Origin of the sequence: Streptomyces sp. NPDC002054 (assembly GCF_040296685.1) — a bacterium.
Taxonomy (GTDB): domain Bacteria; phylum Actinomycetota; class Actinomycetes; order Streptomycetales; family Streptomycetaceae; genus Streptomyces.
This window is the reverse complement of sequence record NZ_JBEOXT010000006.1, coordinates 216,714-234,681: the sequence shown is the minus strand read 5'-3', so window position 1 is coordinate 234,681 and position 17,968 is coordinate 216,714. Positions and strand designations below refer to the sequence as shown.

The 17,968-nt window shown below is 73.8% G+C and carries 15 protein-coding genes and 1 pseudogene; 10 read left to right on the top strand and 6 right to left on the bottom strand.

Features of this window, described 5'->3' with window-relative positions; all coding sequences use genetic code 11:
• Positions 1 to 9: 9 nt before the first annotated feature.
• Positions 10 to 134: pseudogene (locus tag ABT123_RS08005) on the top strand (HD domain-containing protein); the annotation flags it as partial.
• Positions 135 to 230: 96 nt separating this feature from the next.
• Here ABT123_RS08005 and sodN read toward each other — a convergent pair.
• Complete coding sequence (gene sodN, locus ABT123_RS08000) at positions 231 to 626, bottom strand: superoxide dismutase, Ni (protein WP_150207463.1); 396 nt, start codon at positions 624 to 626, stop codon at positions 231 to 233.
• A gap of 175 nt (positions 627 to 801) precedes the next feature.
• On the opposite strand from sodN, the gene sodX reads away from it, so the two are divergent.
• On the top strand, positions 802 to 1,224 hold the full coding sequence (sodX, locus tag ABT123_RS07995; protein WP_351310910.1) for a nickel-type superoxide dismutase maturation protease: 423 nt from the start codon (positions 802 to 804) through the stop codon (positions 1,222 to 1,224).
• On the opposite strand, the gene ABT123_RS07990 is transcribed toward sodX, so the two are convergent.
• On the bottom strand, positions 1,128 to 1,757 hold the full coding sequence (locus ABT123_RS07990; RefSeq protein WP_351310908.1) for a CGNR zinc finger domain-containing protein: 630 nt from the start codon (positions 1,755 to 1,757) through the stop codon (positions 1,128 to 1,130). The genes sodX and ABT123_RS07990 overlap by 97 nt on opposite strands.
• A 109-nt stretch (positions 1,758 to 1,866) precedes the next feature.
• Between ABT123_RS07990 and ABT123_RS07985 the strand changes: the two genes are divergently transcribed.
• A complete protein-coding gene (locus ABT123_RS07985) occupies positions 1,867 to 2,619 on the top strand; it encodes a class I SAM-dependent methyltransferase (RefSeq protein WP_351310906.1) in 753 nt (250 codons plus the stop codon).
• Between the two features lie 72 nt (positions 2,620 to 2,691).
• Here the strand turns inward: ABT123_RS07985 and ABT123_RS07980 are convergent, their stop codons facing one another.
• The 3 genes from ABT123_RS07980 to ABT123_RS07970 all read right to left on the bottom strand — a co-directional run bounded on the left by ABT123_RS07980 (position 2,692) and on the right by ABT123_RS07970 (position 5,429).
• A complete protein-coding gene (locus ABT123_RS07980; protein WP_351310904.1) occupies positions 2,692 to 3,453 on the bottom strand; it encodes an amino acid ABC transporter ATP-binding protein in 762 nt (253 codons plus the stop codon).
• Positions 3,453 to 4,397, bottom strand: coding sequence for an amino acid ABC transporter permease (locus tag ABT123_RS07975; protein ID WP_502970899.1), 945 nt, complete (start codon positions 4,395 to 4,397; stop codon positions 3,453 to 3,455). Before ABT123_RS07975 ends, ABT123_RS07980 begins: the two co-directional genes overlap by 1 nt.
• Positions 4,398 to 4,469: 72 nt before the next feature.
• Entirely contained in the window at positions 4,470 to 5,429 is a 960-nt protein-coding gene (locus tag ABT123_RS07970; RefSeq protein WP_351310902.1) for an ABC transporter substrate-binding protein, read from the bottom strand.
• 523 nt (positions 5,430 to 5,952) lie between these two features.
• Here ABT123_RS07970 and ABT123_RS07965 point away from each other — a divergent pair.
• Complete coding sequence (locus ABT123_RS07965; protein ID WP_351310900.1) at positions 5,953 to 7,164, top strand: NAD(P)-dependent malic enzyme; 1,212 nt, start codon at positions 5,953 to 5,955, stop codon at positions 7,162 to 7,164.
• Between the two features lie 446 nt (positions 7,165 to 7,610).
• Here ABT123_RS07965 and ABT123_RS07960 read toward each other — a convergent pair whose 3' ends face one another.
• Positions 7,611 to 7,793, bottom strand: coding sequence for a DUF6104 family protein (locus ABT123_RS07960; protein ID WP_053730670.1), 183 nt, complete (start codon positions 7,791 to 7,793; stop codon positions 7,611 to 7,613).
• A 156-nt stretch (positions 7,794 to 7,949) separates the two neighbouring features.
• Here ABT123_RS07960 and ABT123_RS07955 point away from each other — a divergent pair, with 156 nt between their 5' ends.
• The 6 genes from ABT123_RS07955 (at position 7,950) to ABT123_RS07930 (ending at position 17,955) form a co-directional block, all read left to right on the top strand.
• Entirely contained in the window at positions 7,950 to 10,097 is a 2,148-nt protein-coding gene (locus tag ABT123_RS07955) for a VMAP-C domain-containing protein (RefSeq protein WP_351310898.1), read from the top strand.
• A 58-nt stretch (positions 10,098 to 10,155) separates the two neighbouring features.
• Positions 10,156 to 11,175, top strand: coding sequence for an AAA family ATPase (locus ABT123_RS07950; RefSeq protein ID WP_351310896.1), 1,020 nt, complete (start codon positions 10,156 to 10,158; stop codon positions 11,173 to 11,175).
• Between the two features lie 6 nt (positions 11,176 to 11,181).
• Positions 11,182 to 14,697: an SAV_2336 N-terminal domain-related protein gene (locus tag ABT123_RS07945; protein WP_351310894.1), complete on the top strand. Its 3,516-nt coding sequence runs from the start codon at positions 11,182 to 11,184 to the stop codon at positions 14,695 to 14,697.
• Positions 14,698 to 14,748: 51 nt separating this feature from the next.
• Positions 14,749 to 14,958, top strand: coding sequence for an FxSxx-COOH cyclophane-containing RiPP peptide (gene fxsA / locus ABT123_RS07940; protein WP_351310892.1), 210 nt, complete (start codon positions 14,749 to 14,751; stop codon positions 14,956 to 14,958).
• Positions 14,959 to 15,088: 130 nt separating this feature from the next.
• Positions 15,089 to 16,420, top strand: a complete 1,332-nt coding sequence (locus ABT123_RS07935) for an FxsB family cyclophane-forming radical SAM/SPASM peptide maturase (protein WP_351310890.1) — start codon at positions 15,089 to 15,091, stop codon at positions 16,418 to 16,420.
• Positions 16,417 to 17,955 carry an HEXXH motif domain-containing protein gene (locus ABT123_RS07930; protein ID WP_351310888.1) on the top strand — a complete coding sequence of 513 codons (1,539 nt, stop codon included), beginning with the start codon at positions 16,417 to 16,419 and terminating at the stop codon, positions 17,953 to 17,955. Before ABT123_RS07935 ends, ABT123_RS07930 begins: the two co-directional genes overlap by 4 nt.
• Positions 17,956 to 17,968: the final 13 nt, after the last annotated feature.

Sequence of the window (17,968 nt, the reverse complement as noted above, 5' to 3'; positions counted from 1 at the left end):
CCTGTGGCCGCACAGCGGTGGATCGACAACAGCCGGGCCCGGCTCACGACCGAAACGGGTAAGCGGCTGGCCGAGGAGCTGCTCGGGCAGGCTCTCTCGACTGGCTGCGGGCGGCCATCGGCGAGAAGGGCTGAGCCCGCACACGACGAAAACAACGGCCCGGCCGCGCGAAGCGGTCGGGCCGTTGTCATGTGCGCTCTGCACAGGGAGCTTCCACCGAAAGGCCTGGATCAGGCCTTCTTGGTCTCCCAGAAGATGCGGTCGACCTCGGCGATGAGGTCCAGGGCCGCCTGGCCCGTCGCCGGGTCGTTCGATGCCTTGGCGGCCGACAGGGCCTTCAGGGTGTCGTTGATCAGCTTGTGCAGCTCGGGGTACTTCTCGAAGTGCGGCGGCTTGAAGTAGTCGCTCCACAGCACCGAGATGTGGTGCTTGGCGACCTCCGCGCGCTGCTCCTTGATGATGATGGCGCGGGTGCGGAAGTCCTGGTCCGTGTTGGCCTGGTACTTCTCCTGGCAACCCTTGACCGACTCGGCCTCGATACGGGCCTGGGCCGGGTCGTACACGCCGCACGGCAGGTCGCAGTGGGCGCTGACCTTCACCTTGGGGGCGAAGAAGCGGGAAAGCATGGGGGCGGTCCTCCTCGTGATCGTCTTCTCAAGAGGGGAGATTACTCCGTGGGATGCCGTATTTCGCGGGCGCCCCCAGGGGCTTGGGACAAAAGTCCAGGCTCAGGATGGAGGGCGTGAGCGAATGTACGGGAGCAGCGCGAGGCCGAGGACGAGGCCGAGGAGGAGTGCGGAGATGCCGGAGAGCTGGGAGACGCGCGGGCGGATCGGGATCGCGGAGGTGAGCGGTCCGTCGATGGCGCCGACGCTGGAGGACGGGGACCGGCTGCTGGTCCGGTACGGAGCCCGGGTCCGGCCGGGGGCCGTCGTGGTGCTGCGGCATCCGTTCCAGCAGGACCTGCTGGTGGTCAAGCGGGCCGTGGAGCGGCGGCCCGGCGGCTGGTGGGTGCTCGGCGACAACCCGTACGCCGTGCCGCCGGGCGACAGCACGGACTACGGCGCGGTGCCCGAGGAGATGGTCCTGGGGACCGGGCTGCTGCGGCTGCGTCCGCGCGGCAAGGATCAGACCTCGCTGGCGGCCCGGCTGTCCTGGGCGGCGACGGCCCTGCGCCCGCTGTTCGCCGAGGTCTCCGCCTCCAGGCGCTTGCGGGCCCGGTAGGCGGCCACGTTCGCGCGGGTGGCGCAGCGGTCCGAGCAGTAGCGCCGGGAGCGGTTGGTGGAGGTGTCCAGGTAGGCGTTGCGGCAGGGCGCGGCCTGGCACACCCCGAGCCGGTCGGCCCCGTACTCCGTCAGGTGCCAGGCCAGGCCCATACAGGCGATGGCGGCGTAGCCGGCGGTGGCGTTCGAGGTGTGGTCGGCGAGGTGCATGTGCCAGTTGGGGGCACCGTCCGGGCCGAGGGTCTCGTGCCCGGAGATCTGCGGGCTGACCGGGAACTCCATCAGCAGGGAGTTCAGCAGGTCGACCGCGAGTACGTGGTCGCCGGAGTCGGCGGCCTCGAAGACCGAGCGCAGCCGCCCCCGGACATTGCGGAAGCGCGTCAGGTCCGCGTCGGTGACCCGGCGGGCCAGCTGCTGGCTGGGCCCGAACAAGCTGCGGACCGCGTCCACCGAGGTGAGCGCGTCCTTGTTGCGGGCCGGCTCCTCGGTGTTGACCAGGCGCAGGGCATAGTCCGAGTAATGGGCCAGTTCCACTTGTAGTCCTTACGGCTGCGATCTAGGGTGGCGACGGTATGGCGTAACGGCTGATGTGTATTCGAGGGTATTACGCGCTGAGCGTGCTGAGGGTGTGGAGGGTTCAGGGATGAACGTCGGTACGGACTGGCAGGCCTGGCAGGACAGCTGGGACCGCCAGCAGGAGTGGTACATGCCCGACCGCGAGGAGCGGTTCCGGGTGATGCTGGACATGGTCGAGGCATTGGTCGGCCCCGCACCCCGGGTGCTGGATCTGGCATGCGGTACCGGAAGTATTACGGACAGGCTGCTCCGGCGGTTCCCGGATTCGATGAGTACGGGGGTGGATCTCGATCCGGCCCTGCTGACGATCGCCGAGGGCCACTTCGCGGACGACCCCCGCGTCACCCTGGTCACCGCCGACCTCAAGGACCCCGACTGGACCGCGGCCCTCCCGTACGACTCCTACGACGCGATCCTGACCGCCACCGCCCTGCACTGGCTGCACAGCGACCGGCTCGCCGTGCTCTACGGGCAGCTGGCGCCGCTGCTCCGCACCGGCGGGGTGTTCATGAACGCCGACCACATGCCCGACCCCGCCACCCCGGCCATCAACGCCGCCGAGCGCGCACACCGGCACGCCGGCATGGACCGGGCCCGCGCCGAGGGGGCGCTGGACTGGGCCGAGTGGTGGGCGCTGTGCGCGAAGGACCCGGTGCTCGCCGAGCCGACCAAGCGCCGCTACGAGATCTACGGGGAGCACGCCGACGGCGACACCCCGGACGCGGCCTGGCACGCCCGCACCCTGCGCGAGGCGGGCTTCCGCGAGGCCCGCACGGTCTGGCGGTCCCCGTCGGACGCCCTGGTTCTGGGGCTGAAGTAGCACCGCCGCGCCCGGCATGGCGAAGGGGCGGTACGGGAAACCCGTACCGCCCCTTTCGGCCGTGCTACAGCGCTACAGCACCTTGGACAGGAACGCCTTCGTGCGGTCGTGCTGCGGGTTGGTCAGGACCTCGCGCGGGTGGCCCGACTCGACCACCACGCCGCCGTCCATGAACACCAGGTTGTCGCCGACCTCGCGGGCGAAGCCCATCTCGTGGGTCACCACGATCATGGTCATGCCCGACTCGGCCAGGTCGCGCATGACGTCGAGGACGTCGCCGACCAGCTCCGGGTCCAGGGCCGAAGTGGGCTCGTCGAAGAGCATCAGCTTCGGCTCCATGGCCAGCGCGCGGGCGATCGCCACGCGCTGCTGCTGGCCGCCGGAGAGCTGGGACGGGTAGTTGCCGCCCTTGTCGCCCAGGCCCACCCGGTCGAGCAGCTTGATCGCGCGCTCGCGGGCGACCGACTTGCTCTCGCCCTTCACCATGACCGGGGCTTCCATGACGTTCTCGATGGCCGTCATGTGCGGGAACAGGTTGAACCGCTGGAAGACCATGCCGATGTCCCGGCGCTGGGCCGCGACCTCGCTGTCCTTCAGCTCGTACAGCTTGTCGCCCTTCTGGCGGTAGCCGACGAGCTCCCCGTCGACGTACAGCCGGCCGCCGTTGATCTTCTCCAGGTGGTTGATGCACCGGAGGAAGGTCGACTTGCCCGAACCCGAGGGTCCGATCAGGCAGAACACCTCACGCGGAGCGACCTCCAGGTCGATGCCCTTGAGGATGTGCGCCGCGCCGTAGGACTTGTGGACGCCCTCGGCCTTCACCATGGCAGTCATCAGGCCACCGCCTTGTCACGGGTCGAGAAGCGGGAGAGGTTCGCCTTGATCTTCTGCAGCGGCGTGGGCGGCAGCGTGCGCAGCGAACCGCGCGCGTAGTGCCGCTCCAGGTAGTACTGGCCGACGGAGAAGACGCTGGTCAGCACCAGGTACCAGATGGACGCGACGAAGAACATCTCCATCACCGCGAACGAGGTGGACGCGATGTCCTGGGCCGCCCGCAGCAGCTCGGGGTACTGCACGGCGACCACGAGCGACGAGGTCTTGAGCATGTTGATGAACTCGTTGCCGGTGGGCGGCACGATCACCCGCATGGCCTGCGGCAGGATGATCCGTCGCATGGTCTTCGTCTGCTTCATGCCCAGCGCGTGGGCGGCCTCGGTCTGGCCCTCGTCGACCGACTGGATGCCGGCCCGGACGATCTCCGCCATGTACGCGCCCTCGTTGAGGCCCAGACCCAGCAGGGCGGCCAGGAACGGCGTCATGACCTGGGTCATCTCGTCCTTGTAGAACCCGAGGTTCAGGATCGGGAAGATCAGGGCGAGGTTGAACCAGATGAGGAGCTGGACGTACACCGGGGTGCCGCGGAAGAACCAGATGTAGAACCAGGCGATGGTGCTGGTCACCGGGTTCTTCGAGAGCCGCATCACGGCGAAGACCACGCCGAGCACCAGGCCCAGGGCCATGGAGGCGACGCTGATCCAGATCGTGTTGAACAGACCCTTGATGATCGAGGGGTCGAACAGCTTCTCCGGGACGGTCGCCCAGCGGACGTTGCCCTGCGAGAACGCGTACACGAGCGCCACGACCAGGGCGATGACGACCACGGCACTGATCCAGCGGCCGTAGTGCCGGACCGGGATCGCGCGGATCATCTCGGGGGGTACGGACCCGGCCGGAGGAGCGTCCTCCGGACCAGGGACCTTGTCGAGCTTGTCAGTCACAGTGACTGCCCTTCAGTGCTGCAAATGCTGCGGACTACTACCGGAGTACTACGGGAGTACTTCGGGGGGAGGTCACTGACCGGCGTTGACCTTGGCCTCGGTCACGGCGCCGGAGCCGGCGTTCCACTTGTCCAGGGCGGCCTTGTAGGTGCCGTCCTTGATGGTCGCGTCGAGGGCGGCCTTGAGGGCGTCGCGCAGCTCGGTGTTCTTCTTGTCCACCGCGATGCCGAAGAGGCCGGCGTCGGTCGGGTTGGCGATGGCCTCGAAGTCGTTGCCGCCGCCGGCGGTCTTCGCGATGTACGCGGCGACCGGGGAGTCGTTCAGGTCGGCAACCGCGCCGCCGGCCTTCACACGGGTCTGGGCCTCGGCGTCGGTCGGGTAGGACTCGATGGAGACCTCGCCCTTGCCGTCCTTCTTGCACTTCTCGGACTGTGCCTTGGCGGAGTCCTCGTAGGTGGTGCCGCGCTGGACGGCGACCTTCTTGCCGCACAGGTCGTCGAGGGTCTTGATGCCCTCCGGGTTGCCCTTCTTCACCAGGATGCCGGTGGAGGCGGAGAAGTAGTCGACGAAGTCGACGCCGGCGCCGGTCTTGGCGCCCTTCTCGTCCAGACCCTCCTGGCGGGCCTTGGTGTCGGTGAGCGAGGACATGACCAGATCGCTGCGGCCCGTCTGCATGCTGCCGATCAGGGTGTCGAAGGTGCCCGACTCGAACTTGAACGTAACGCCGAGCTGCTTCTCCAGGGCCTTTGCGATGTCCGGGTCGACACCGACGATCTTGCCGCCCTCGGTGAACTCCATGGGGGCGTAGGTCGCGTCCGTACCGACCTTGATCACGCCGGCGTCCTGGATCTTCTTCGGCAGCTTGGAGAAGAGCGGCGCGCTGTTCGCACCGGCCGAGGAGGGGCTCTTGGTGGCCGAGTCGGTCTGGTCGCCACAGCCGGTGAGGGTCAGGGCACCGGCGACCGCGATCGCGCCGACCGCGGCGATCCGGGACCGTGCGGCGGTCGTACGACGGGTGGTGCTTGCGGTCATGAGCGGTTCCTCCGGCTGATGGAAAGCATCCGAGGCGGTCGTGGCACGCACCATCGAGTGTCGCGACCTTGTGTGATTAGGGGCATCTTGCCATTCGGACTGACGCATTCAGGCTGCCCGTCAGGTCAAAATCGGATAACGGGTGTCCCGGAGTGTCCAACATGACTGCGGGAAGCGGGCGTCACGGCCGAAGCATGTGCGGTGGTCAGGGCTTTCTGCCGGGATTTTTGCGGCCCGTCTCGATCATTGGACTTAGCCTCTTGGACTTTTCACCGAAATCTGGACAAGAGGTTTAAGGTCGAGCTGGAATCGACTCGTCTGGGCGAGTGTTCTTCGGGTAGAACAGATCCTTACACCCCTCATCCGGGGCTCAGGGCGCGTGTGCGGCGCGCCCGCGCGTACGAACCTCCCCTTCGCGGAGGCGGGCCAACCGCCGATGCGGAGCACGGACGCGGTGCCCGCCCACCCCTTAACCAGTGGTGGCCAACCCTCAACGATTCAAAGACTTAAGGGGTCAACAGAAGTGGCAGCGGAGATCGTCAATCCTCGCAGCGACAGCGCGGCCGACGCGACGGACAACAACCCGGACGCGGTCTTCGCGCTGCACCGGGGCGGCAAGATGGCCGTGCAGGCGACCGTTCCGGTCCGGAACAAGGACGACCTGTCCCTCGCGTACACACCCGGCGTGGCGAAAGTGTGCACCGCCATCGCCGAGCAGCCCGAGCTCGTCAACGACTACACCTGGAAGTCCAACGTGGTCGCCGTCGTCACCGACGGTACGGCCGTGCTCGGACTCGGTGACATCGGGCCCGAGGCCTCCCTCCCCGTGATGGAGGGCAAGGCCATTCTCTTCAAGCAGTTCGGCGGCGTGGACGCGGTTCCGATCGCGCTCGCCACCAAGGACACGGACGAGATCATCGAAACCGTGGTCCGCCTCGCGCCGTCCTTCGGCGGCGTGAACCTGGAGGATATCTCCGCCCCCCGCTGCTTCGAGATCGAGCGCCGGCTGCAGGAGCAGCTGGACATCCCGATCTTCCACGACGACCAGCACGGCACGGCCATCGTGACGCTGGCCGCGATCCGGAACGCCGCCAAGCTCACCGGTCGCACCCTCGGCGACCTGCGCGCGGTCATCTCCGGCGCGGGCGCGGCGGGCATCGCCATCGCCAAGATCCTCGTGGACGCGGGCATCGGTGACGTGTGCGTCACCGACCGCAAGGGCGTGGTCTCCGCCGACCGCTCCGACCTGACGGACGTCAAGGCGGAGATCGCGGGCCTCACGAACAAGACCGGCCAGACCGGCTCCCTGGAGTCCGCCCTGGCCGGCGCCGACGTCTTCATCGGCGTCTCCGGCGGTACGGTCCCCGAGGCGGCGGTGGCCTCGATGGCGAAGGACGCGTTCGTCTTCGCCATGGCCAACCCCAACCCGGAGGTCCACCCGGACGTCGCGCACAAGTACGCGGCGGTCGTGGCCACCGGGCGTTCGGACTTCCCGAACCAGATCAACAACGTGCTCGCGTTCCCCGGCATCTTCGCCGGTGCCCTGAAGGTCCGGGCCACCCGGATCACCGAGGGTATGAAGATCGCCGCCGCCGACGCCATTGCCGGTGTCGTGGGCGATGAGCTCGCCGCCGACTACGTGATCCCCTCGCCGTTCGACGAGCGGGTGGCCGTGGCGGTCGCCGAGGCGGTCGCCGCGGCGGCCAAGGCCGACGGCGTGGCCCGCCTGGCGTAACCCCGCCGGCACGCGAAGAGGCCCGGCCGGAGTGATCCGGCCGGGCCTCTTCGCGTCCCCGCCGCCCGGCGGCGGCCGGGGCTCCGCCCCGAACCCGCCGGGCTCCCGGGCGATGCCACGGCCCCCGTTCCCGGGGGCTCTGCCCCCGCCCCCGGGCGTGGGCCCCGGTTCCGTCTGGATGGGGCCCCGCGGAACTACGTGAGCAGGCGCAGCGGCCCGGGGCCGCGGTCTGGCCGCGGCTTCGCTGCGGAGCGTGCCGGGGTGCCGGGCGAAGCCCGGGCGCCCCGTTTGCGGGGCCCTGCCCCGCCCCCTCCGGTCCGCTTGGGCGGGGCTGTGCCACGGAGTGCCGGGCGCCCGGGCCCGGGCGTGGGGCGCGGCGTTCCGGCGAGGCGTGGGGCGCAGCCCCGGCTGTGCGGGATGGCTCCGCGCAGCGGAACCGCCCCGGGTTACTCCTCTTCGTCCTCGTCGTCGAGTCGCGCCAGCCACGTGGCCAGCCGTTCGACCGGGACCTCGAAGTCCGGGTTCAGGTCGACGAAGGTGCGGAGCTGCTCGGCGAGCCACTCGAAGGTGACCTCCTCCTCGCCGCGCCGCTTCTCCAGCTCTTCGATGCCGCGATCGGTGAAGTACACAACAGGCTCCGTGGGTCATGGACGATTCCCGGCCAGGATAATCCGGGTTTGCCCCGGCCCTCCCCTCCGGGGCTGCGCAGAGCTAGCCTGAACTGCATCAACACGCGTGATACGGGTAGCCGTTGGGGGAGCGTGGGGTGCGTGGGGAGGGGTGCGATGGGGGACGGGCGCACGGGCGACACCGCGCGCGCCTTCGAGCTCCTGGAGCCCCTCGTCCTGGCAGCCACCGTACGCATCCACGCGCCTCCGGACGGGTATGGGGGCCCTGTGGACCGCGGCGCCGGCGACACCTGGGGGAGTGGCTTCTTCATCGCTCCCGGCTGGGTCCTGACGTGCGCGCACGTGGTGGGCGAAGGGGGTGGTGGGTCGGTGCGGCTCACGGGCCGGGAGATCGGCATCACCTTCTCCGCCGGAGCGGACGGCAGTACCGGAACCGTCGCCGGCCGGGTCGAATGCGTCCTGCCCGAGACCGACGGCCCCGATGCGTTACGCCCGGACGCGTTCGGCCGCCCCGGCTTCCCGCGCCCCGGCTCCGCGCGCTCCGGCTCCGCGCACCCCCCGCACCCCGCCCTCCAGCGCCCCGGCGGGCTCTGGCCGCTGCCCGACCTCGCCCTGGTCCGCGTCCTCGCACCGGTCTCGCACTCCTGCGTCTGGCTGTCCGACCGCCCGCGCCCCCGGTTCGAGGACGTCGCCTACTTCGGCTGCACCGACGAGATGGGCTACCCGGAGATCACCGGCCGGTGCACCCGGCTGCGCGGCGCCCTCGGCCGGCAGACCGCACTCCGGCTGGGCGCCGAGGACGAGGTCGAGGCCGGCATGTCCGGCGGGCCCGTGGTGGACCTCGTACGTGGCGAGGTGGTCGGCGTGGTCAAGGCCCGCCGGCAGGGCGGCGGGGGCGGGCTGGCCGTGGCCGTCACCGCGCTCCGGGATCTGCCGATGGGCGGCCGTGGCCGGGTCGGCCTCTACCGCCGGGTGATGCAGGGCCACGACCTGCACCACTACGACCAGCACCTGAGCGATCTGAACACCCGCCGGACCTGGACCGACGTCCACGAGGAACTGCCCGCCGAACGGGAATCGTTCGGCGGACGGCAGCGGCTCACCGCCGCCGAACGCACCACCCTGTGCGGACTCCTCGCCGAACTGCCGCCGCCCGGCTCCTCCGAAGCCGTCCAGGCCCTGGCGGAAGCCGCCCGCGGCGAGGACCGCGACCCCGGCCTCAAGGCCCCGCTGACCTGGCGGGACGGCCTCGGGCTGCTCTACGACCCACCCGGGGAGGTCAGCGAGGCCGCGGCCATGCTCCGCTACGCCACCGACGTCAGCACCGCCGACCACCGCGAACCCCCCGCACCCGGCGCCGACGACGAACTGTGGGACTGGGTGCGCAGCACCGCCGAGCGGCTCTGGCGGCCACTCCGCCGCGAGCTGGGCGAACGCCGGGAACAGGGCCTGGCAGACCGCGCCCGGCGCCACCGGGCCGCCGTCGCCCGCCCGGTGCCGGGCCCCTCGATGCGGGGGCCGGGCCTGCTCCCGCCCGGCCCGTCCGTCCTGCTGGAGGCCTGGGCCCACAGCTGGGAGGAGGTCTGCGACTGGCGCGTGTCGGTGCTCCTCGGACCCGAGCACGTCTCCCCGGTGGACTCGGGCGTCCGGGTCCCGCCGGCCGCCCTGCCCGCGGCCCTGCGGGCCCCGCTCGCCGAGGGCTTCCGCCGCTGCGACTCGCACGAGTGGGCCGCCCTCCTCGAAGTCGCCGTCGACCCCGGCCTGTTCACCCTCCCCGTGGACGAGTGGACGGTCACCGGCACCACCCCGCTGGGCGTGCAGCGGCCGGTGGTGTTCCGGCACCCCGCCGGCCCGCCGCCGCCCACCGAGGAGGCGCTCCGCAGCCGGGCCGACCGCTGGACGCGGGTGCAGACCGGCCCGGTCCAGGACCAGCGCGCCGACTGCTCCCGGGGCCGGCCGCGGGACCCCTCGTACGACTGGCTGGCCGGCCTGCCCGGCCACACCGTCACCGTCCACTGCCGGCTGGGCGGGCTGCACGAGGTGCGGGAGGCCGGGTTCGGGGTGGCGGTCGCCCGGCGGCCACCACCCGGCCCGCCCGGCTCCTGCGCCCCCTTCCACCGGGGCGTACGGGACCTGCTCGCCGAGACCGGCCGGGCCGGGTACCTGCCGCTGCGGCTGCTGACCCTGCGGGGGCGGGCCCACGGGCGGGACCCCGACACCTACTGGGCGGCCGGGCTGGGCCTGGTCTGGGAGGACCCGGAACGCCCGCTCCCGTTCGACGAACCCCTGCACGGGGACCTGTAGCCGGAGACCCGAGACCGAGACCCGAGACCGAGACCCGAGGCCCGAGGGAGGAACAGCCGTGAACGAGGAGTGGCTCATCTACCGGGGTGTCGGTGAGCCCCACGACGGGATCGACGCCCTGCCCGACCCGCCCCCCTGGCGGGACTTCGACGGCGGCCCCGTCACCCCGCCCGGGACCGGCGCCGCCGAGCCCGACAGCGCCGCCGCCCGCCGGCTCGGCGCGCACCGGCACGCCGCCGAACTGCACCGGCCCGAACCGGAGGAGCTGGAGGCCGTCAACGCCGCCCTCTACCTGCGCCGGCCGCTGCTCGTCACCGGCTACCCCGGCACCGGCAAGTCCACCCTCGCCCACGCCGTGGCCCACGAACTGAAGCTCGGCCGGGTGCTGCGCTGGCCGGTGGTCTCCCGGACCGTGCTCCAGGAGGGGCTCTACCGGTACGACGCCATCGCGCGGCTCCAGGACGTCCAGATCGCCGCGAGCGTCGGAAGCGGCGGGAGCGGCGATGGCCCGCCCGGCATCGGCACCTACATCCGGCTCGGACCGCTCGGCACCGCCCTGCTGCCCACCGCCACCCCCCGGGTGCTGCTCATCGACGAACTCGACAAGAGCGACATCGACCTGCCCAACGACCTCCTGAACGTGCTGGAGGAAGGCGAGTTCACGCTGCCCGAGCTCGAGCGGGTCGCCGACCGGGAGCCCGAGGTGCAGGTCCTCACCGACGACGGGACCAAGGTCACCGTCCGGGACGGCCGGGTCCGCTGCCGGGCCTTCCCCTTCATCATCCTCACCAGCAACGGCGAACGGGAGTTCCCGGCCGCCCTGTTGCGCCGCTGCATCCAGCTCAAGCTCGGCCAGCCCGGCGAGAAGCGGCTGGCCACCATGGTCCGCGCCCACCTCGGGGAGGAGGCGGCCCAGCTCGGCGCCGAGCTCATCCGGGAGTTCCTCGGCCGCTCCCGCACCGAGCTCCTCGCCGCCGACCAGCTCCTCAACGCCATCTACCTCACCCACTACGCGGCACCGCCCAGCCGGGAGGACCTGGCCGACCTGCTCATCCAGCGCCTCGACCGTCCGAGGTGAGGGGCCGTGGCCGTCCCTGACCCCGTCCCTGACCTCCGTACGCTGGTCGGTGCCCTGCGGGCCGGCGGGCTCGACCTGACCGCAGAGGAACTCGCCGACGCGCTCTGGCTCGCCACGCGCACCGCAGCCGTGGCCGCCGCCGGCCGGGACGGGGTGGCGGCCGGACCGGAGCCGGAGCCCGCGCAGCGGCGGTCGCCGGTGGATCCCGCCACGGCGTACGGCCTTCCGGAGGGAGCGGGGGACCGGCCACCGGGGACGGCGCAGCCCGAGCAGCCTGTGCGGCCCGCCGACGAGGAACCGGTGACCCTGTACGCGGCCCGGCCGCCGGAGGGCCCCGGCCTGCCCGCCGGCCCGGACGGGGCGGAGCTGCCGCCGGGCCTGACGGCCGTACCGGTACGGGTCCCGGCCGCGGCGGCACTGCCCCGGATCCTGGACATCCAGCGGGCCCTGCGCGCCCTCCAGCGGCACCGGCCGCCCGCCCCGCCCGCCCGCCTGGTGCTGGACGAGCCGGCCACCGCCGATGCCAGCGCCCGTGCCTTCGGCCAGATCATCCCGGTGCTGCGGCCGGAGGCGCGGCGCGAGACGACCGTACGGCTGGTGATGGACGCCTCCCCGTCGATGGCGGTGTGGCAGGACATGTTCGAGGAACTGCGGGCGGTCTGCGAACGGCTGGGCGCCTTCCGGGACGTACAGGCGCACTACCTCCACCGGCTGCCGGACGGCACCCCGGCGGTCGGCCGCGGCCCCTGCCCGGACACCGGGGTGCGGTCCGGGGACCAGCTGAGGGACCCGACCGGGCGCGGGATCACCATGGTGGTCTCCGACTGCACCGGCCCGATGTGGCGGGAGGGCCGGGCCCAGCGGCTGCTGCACCGGTGGACCGAGTGCACCCCCTCGGTGGTCGTGCAGCCGCTGCCGCAGCGGCTGTGGGGGCGGACCTGGCTGCCCACCGAACGGGGCACGCTGGCCCGGCTGGAGGGCCCCGCCGGCGGGCTCGGGTTCCGGCCCGACCGGCCGCCGGTGCCGGGCCGGCCGGTCGGCGGGCTGACCGTGCCGGTGCTGCCGCCGAGCGCGCGGGCGCTGGGGGCCTGGGCCCGGCTGGTCGCGGGGCTGGGGTCCGGGCCGGTGCCGGCCGAGGTGGGGCGGGTGCTCCCCGGGCATCCCGGGTCGCCGGTACCGCCGCCGCGGGCCGCCCGGCCGCCGCGCGAACTGGTGCGCCGGTTCCGGTCCACCGCCTCGCCGCGGGCCGTCCAGCTGGCGGTGTACCTGTCCGCGACCCCCCTCACCCTGCCGGTGATGCGGCTGGTGCAGCGGACCATGCTGCCCGACTCGGAGCCCTCGGACCTGGCGGAGGTGCTGCTCGCCGGACTGCTGCGGCGCTCCCCGGACTCCTTGGACTCCGCGGACCAGTGGTACGAGTTCGTGCCCGGGGTGCAGGAGGTGTTGCTGGGGCCGCTGGGGCGGGATGAGGCGGCGCTCGTGCTCAAGCACTGCTCGGAGTATGTGCTCCAGCACTTCGGGCGCGGCGTACGGAACTTCCCGGCGCTGGCGGTGTCGCAGCTGACGGGCGTGCCGGTGGCCGAACCGGAGCCGGACGCCGAGGCCGGGGCCCGGCCGCCGGCCCCGCTGCTGCCGCACGCGTTCGCGCAGGTCTCGGCCAAGGTGGTACGCCGCTACCTGCCGGTGCCATCCGGACCGCCGGGCTCTCCGGAGGCTCCGGCGCCCGTTTCCCCGCTGGGCCGTGGGCCGGCGCTGCGGGCGGCCAGGGCCCGGCTCGCCGCACACGACCGGGACGGCGGCCAACGGGCCCTGCACGAGGCGGTGGCGGTGCTGCGCCGCGCGGCGGCGGTCCCGGCGGGGCCGCGGGACACCCCGGGCGAGGCGGAGACCGAGCTGGCGGGGGCGCTGCTGCGGCTGTGGGGCGTGCAGCGGGACCCGGAGCTGCTGACCGAGGCGGAGGAGACGATCCGCCGGGTCGGGGGCGCGGCGGCCCGGGCGGTCCTGGGCCGGGTGCTGTTCGAGCGCGCGGGGGCGGCCGGGCCGGCGGAGGCGGCGGAGCTGCTGACCGCGGCGGACCGGGAGTTCGCGGCGGTGACCGCCGAACCGCTGCTCGACCGGGAGCTGTTGGTGGACAGCGCGATCCGGCGGGCGGAGGCCTTGGTCCGGCTGTGCGAACTCCGCGGGGACGCGGGTCCGTTGCACGAGGCGCTGGCCGCGCTGGAGGCGGTGGACGGCTCCGGCGTCGGGTTCCGGCTGGCCTTGGGCAGGGTGCTGCTCGCGCTGGCGGAGCAGGAGGCGGATGCGGAGGCGGGTAGGGGGTGGGCGGAGCGGGCGGCGGACCAACTGGAGGCGGCTCTGCGCGCCCTGGAGGGGGGCCAGGAGGATTTCCCCCACCCCGCCCCTTCCCGAAACCGGGGGGAACCCCCCGGCCCCCCCGGGCCCGCGGACGCCGCCGGCGCCCAGCGCGGGGGGCCCGGCTCCGCCGAAGCGGACGCCGGCTCCGCCCGCCCCGCCCCCGGCTCCGCCGGGAGCCGCGGCTCCGGGCCGGCGACCGACCCCGGACCCTCCGAGTCCGGCCGGGCAGATGGCTCCGACGGGAGTCGGGGTTCCGGGGTGGTGGGCGAGCCCGGGGTTCCGGGGGCCGGGGTGCAGGGGGTGGATGTTGGGCGGGTGCGGGCTCGGGTGCGGGTGGAGTTTGGGGCGGCGTTGAGGTTTCTGCCCGGGCGGTTGGAGGAAGCCGGGGTGCAGCTGGCGGTGGCGTTGGAGGAGGCCGCCGGGGAGCCCGAGCTTCGGCTCGCCGGGCTGGTGTGCCTGGCCCGGCTGGAGCGGGCCCGGTACGCGCGGGACGGCGACCCCGCCGCGCTGGAAGCCGCGGCCGAGGCGTACGGCCGGGCCCGGCGGCTGATCCCCCGGGACGGCGACACGTACGCCGAAGTCCTGCCCGAGTGGGGCGAGGTCCTGCTGGCCCGGGCCCGGGCAGCAGGCGGGCGGGCCTTCGCCTCGACCGCCGTACGGGTGCTGCGCGACAGCCGGGCCGCGGTGCCCCAGTCGGACGCCCGGGCCGGCCGCCGGCTGCGCCGGCTCGCCGCCGGGCTGCGGCTCCGGCACACCTACGAGGGCGACCTGGTCGACCTGCGGGAGGCGGAGTACCTGCTGGAGCTCGCGGGCCGGATCAGCCCCGCACCGCTCGACCGGGCGAAGGCCTGGCGGGACCACGGGGACGTGCAGCAGGACATCCACGGCCACACCCGCGCCGCCGACCGGCTGGACCGGGCCGCCGACTCCTACCGGCGGGCCTGGCGGGCCGCCCTCGACGCCGATCAAGCCGGAGATGTCGCCGCGCAGCTGGCCGCCCGGGTGCAGGAGCTGCGCGGGGAGGTACTGGAGCGGCTGGACCGGCCCCGGGCCGCCCTGGACGCGTACCGGGCCGCCCTGGAGCTCTGGCAACGGATCGGCGAGCCCGGCGCCGAGGAGCAGCGCGCGGCAGTCCTGGACCGGATCCGGGCCCTGGAGGCGCCATAGCCCGGCCGCCTGCGCGCCATTCCGCACCGCACGACACCACAGGGGAGCGTGATGACGAAGAACCAGGAAGCCTCCGACAGCACCGTGGCCGAGGCGGCGAACCGGCGCTGCCCGGGCCGGCTCCCGGACCTGTCCGGCTTCGACCTGGCCGCACTGCGCGGCATTGATCACCCGGTGTTCGCCGAGGTGATCGAAAGCATGGTGGAGCGCGTCACCCACCCGGCGGAGATTCTCAACGCCTTCGACTCCGGGGTGATGTGAGGAGTCATGGGAACTGTGCGGGCGGCTAGTTGACCACTTTCCGCCGTTAGGCGCGGGGATCCGGAGGGCAGGGATGGGCAGTCCGCTGGGGGCACCTTCCGGCGGCAGCTGGGGGAGGGAGATGCAGGCGATGAGGCATCCGACCACGGAGGACTCCGTGCTGTCCGCACACCACCGCCACGCCCCCTGGCCGTACGCCCTGCTGGACGTCCCCGGGCTGCGCGCCGCCGGCCACCCCCCGTATCCGGTGCGGCAGTTCGTCCTGAAGACGCGCAGCCGATGCAATCTCGCCTGTACCTACTGCTACGTCTACGCAATGGCCGACCAGAGCTGGCGCGCCCGCCCCGCGGTGATGGCCCCCGCGACCATCGCCCTCGCCGCCGGCCGCATCGCCGAGCACGCCGCCGCCCACGCGCTGCCCCGGGTGGACCTCGTGCTGCACGGCGGCGAGCCGCTGCTCGCGCCCACCGCCGACCTCACCGCCCCGGTCACCGCCATCCGCGCCGAACTCGCCCGGCGGGCCCCCGGCACCCGGGTCACCGCCACCGTCCAGACCAACGGCACCCTGCTCACCGCCGGCCGGCTGGACGCGCTGGCCGCCGCCGGGGTCCGGGTCGGCGTCAGCATCGACGGGGGCCTGCCCGCGCACAACGCGCGGCGCGTGGACCACTCCGGCCGGCCCGGGTTCACCGCCGCCGCCCGCGGGCTGCGGCTGCTGGCCCAGCGCCCGGAGAGCTATGCGGGGGTGCTGTGCGTGGTCGATCCGGCCCAGGACCCGGTGGAGACGTACGCCTCACTGCTCGCCTTCGCCCCGCCCGCCGTCGGGCTGCTGCTGCCGCTCGCCAACTGGAGCACCCCGCCGCCCGGTTCCCGCCCCGGCACCACCCCGTACGCGGACTGGCTGATCGCCGTCTTCGACCGGTGGTGGCACGACGACGTCCGGCGCACCCGCATCCGGCTGTTCGAGGAGGTCATCGCCCTGCTGCTGGGGTTGCCCGCCGCCACCGAATCCCTGGGCCTGGCACCCGCCGGGACCGCCGTCATCGAGACCGACGGCAGCATCGAGCAGGCCGACTCGCTGAAGTCCGCGTACGAGGGCGCCGCCGGCACCGGCCTCACGCTGGCCGGGAACAGCTTCGACGAACTCCTCGACCATCCCGGGCTGGCCGCCCGCCAGCTCGGCCGGGAGGCGCTGGCCGACGGCTGCCGGTCCTGCGAGCTGGTCGAGATCTGCGGCGGCGGCCACTACCCGCACCGCTACCGGCCCGGGGAGGGCTTCCGGCAGCCGTCGGTGTACTGCGCCGACCTCCAGCGGCTCATCCGCCACATCGCCACCGCGGTCCACCGTGCGGCCACCGCCGCACCCCGCCCGGACCGCCCCGGCCCCGTGGTGACGGGGCAACGCGGGCCGCACGGCCAGGCCGGCCGGCCCGCCGCCGCCGACCGCGAGGTGGCCTCATGAGGCCCGCGGGCGGGGCAGACCCTGTGGGCCTGCCGGACCGCCGGTCCTCGGGGGGCGGCAGCGTACGGCCCGCCGAGGCCGCCGGCCGTCCCGCCCCGGACCGCGACTCCGCAGGCCCGGCGGTGCCGGCCCCCCGCGCCGGGGCCACGGCAGGCGGGCAGGGGCCGGGCGCGGGAACGGCCGCGGGAACGGCCGCGGGGCCGCACGCCGGGCCGGACGCCGCCGCCCACCTGCCCGGGCCGCGGCGGGCAGGCAGCGCAGGCGGCGCAGGCGGTGCGGGCGGAGCCGCGGTCGGCTGCGCCCCGCCCGCCCCGTTCGAGGTCACCCGGGCCACCCTGTGGGCCATCGCCTCCACCGAGCCCTCGCCCGACGGCATCCGGCTGGTCCAGGACGTCCGCTGGTCCAAGCGGCTGGTGCTGCTGCGCGGGGTCCTGGACGCGGCACCCCCGGGCGAGGCGCAGTCCCACTGGGCGCTGCTCGAAGAGGCCGAGCGGCAGCACCCCGGCGCGGTGCGCGACGTACTCCTCTACCCGTCCACCGGGGTCTGGGCCGAGGAAACCCTGCGGCGCCTGCACGATCCGGACGGCCCGCCCGCCGACCTCGGCCACCTCGGCGCCCTCGCGGTGGCCGCCGCGCTACGGGCCGGCATCCCGTTCAAGACCACCCTGCGGCCCGTGCACGGGCGGATCGCGCTGCCCACCCTCGGACTGCTGCGCCCGCCCCGGCCGGGCCCGTTCACCGCCGGGGAGCGGTCCTGGGACCCCGGCGACCCGGTCGTGCTGCCGCTGCACACCCTGCCCGGCGGCCGGGCCGTCCTCGACGACCTCGACCCCTACCGGGCGCCGGGCCGGGAGGGCTCCGTCCGGCCGGCCCGCCGGCTCACCCCCAAGGGCCACAAACGCTGGGACACCCAGTGGGCCGGCGCCCTCACCCTGCTGGAGCGCTACGACACCGCCCGGGCCGGCGAGATCGGCGCCCTGCTGCGCTCCGTCGTCCCGCTGGCCGGCGGCTCCCGGTCGGCCGGCGCCACCCTGCCCGCCGCGGCCGGGTCCGTCCTGGTCCGCGGCCAGGCCCCGCCCGCGCTCGCCGCCACCCTGGTCCACGAGGTGCAGCACGGGAAGCTCGGCGCGCTCACCGACGTCCTGCCGCTGCACACCGCCGACCGCAGCCACCGCTACTGGGCCCCCTGGCGCTCCGACCCCCGCCCCCTGGAAGGGCTCCTGCACGGCGCGTACGCCCACCTGGCCCTGGCCGGCTACTGGCAGCGGGCTGCCCTCTACGGGGCCCGCGCCGCCTGGGCCGGCCACGCCCGCTGCCGCGCCCAGGTCGCCGCCGTCCTGCCGCTCCTCGGGCAGGAACCCCAACTCACCCGGGCCGGCGTCGAGTTCGTCGCCGGGATGGTCGCCGCCGAGCAGGCCATGGACGACCTGCCGCCGCCCGGGGACCAGCACGCCACCGCCCGCCGGGCCCTGGACCGGGAACGCCGTGCCTGGTGTGCGGCACACCCCGAACTCGCCGCGCACGCACCCGGTTGACCCCGTGTGACCT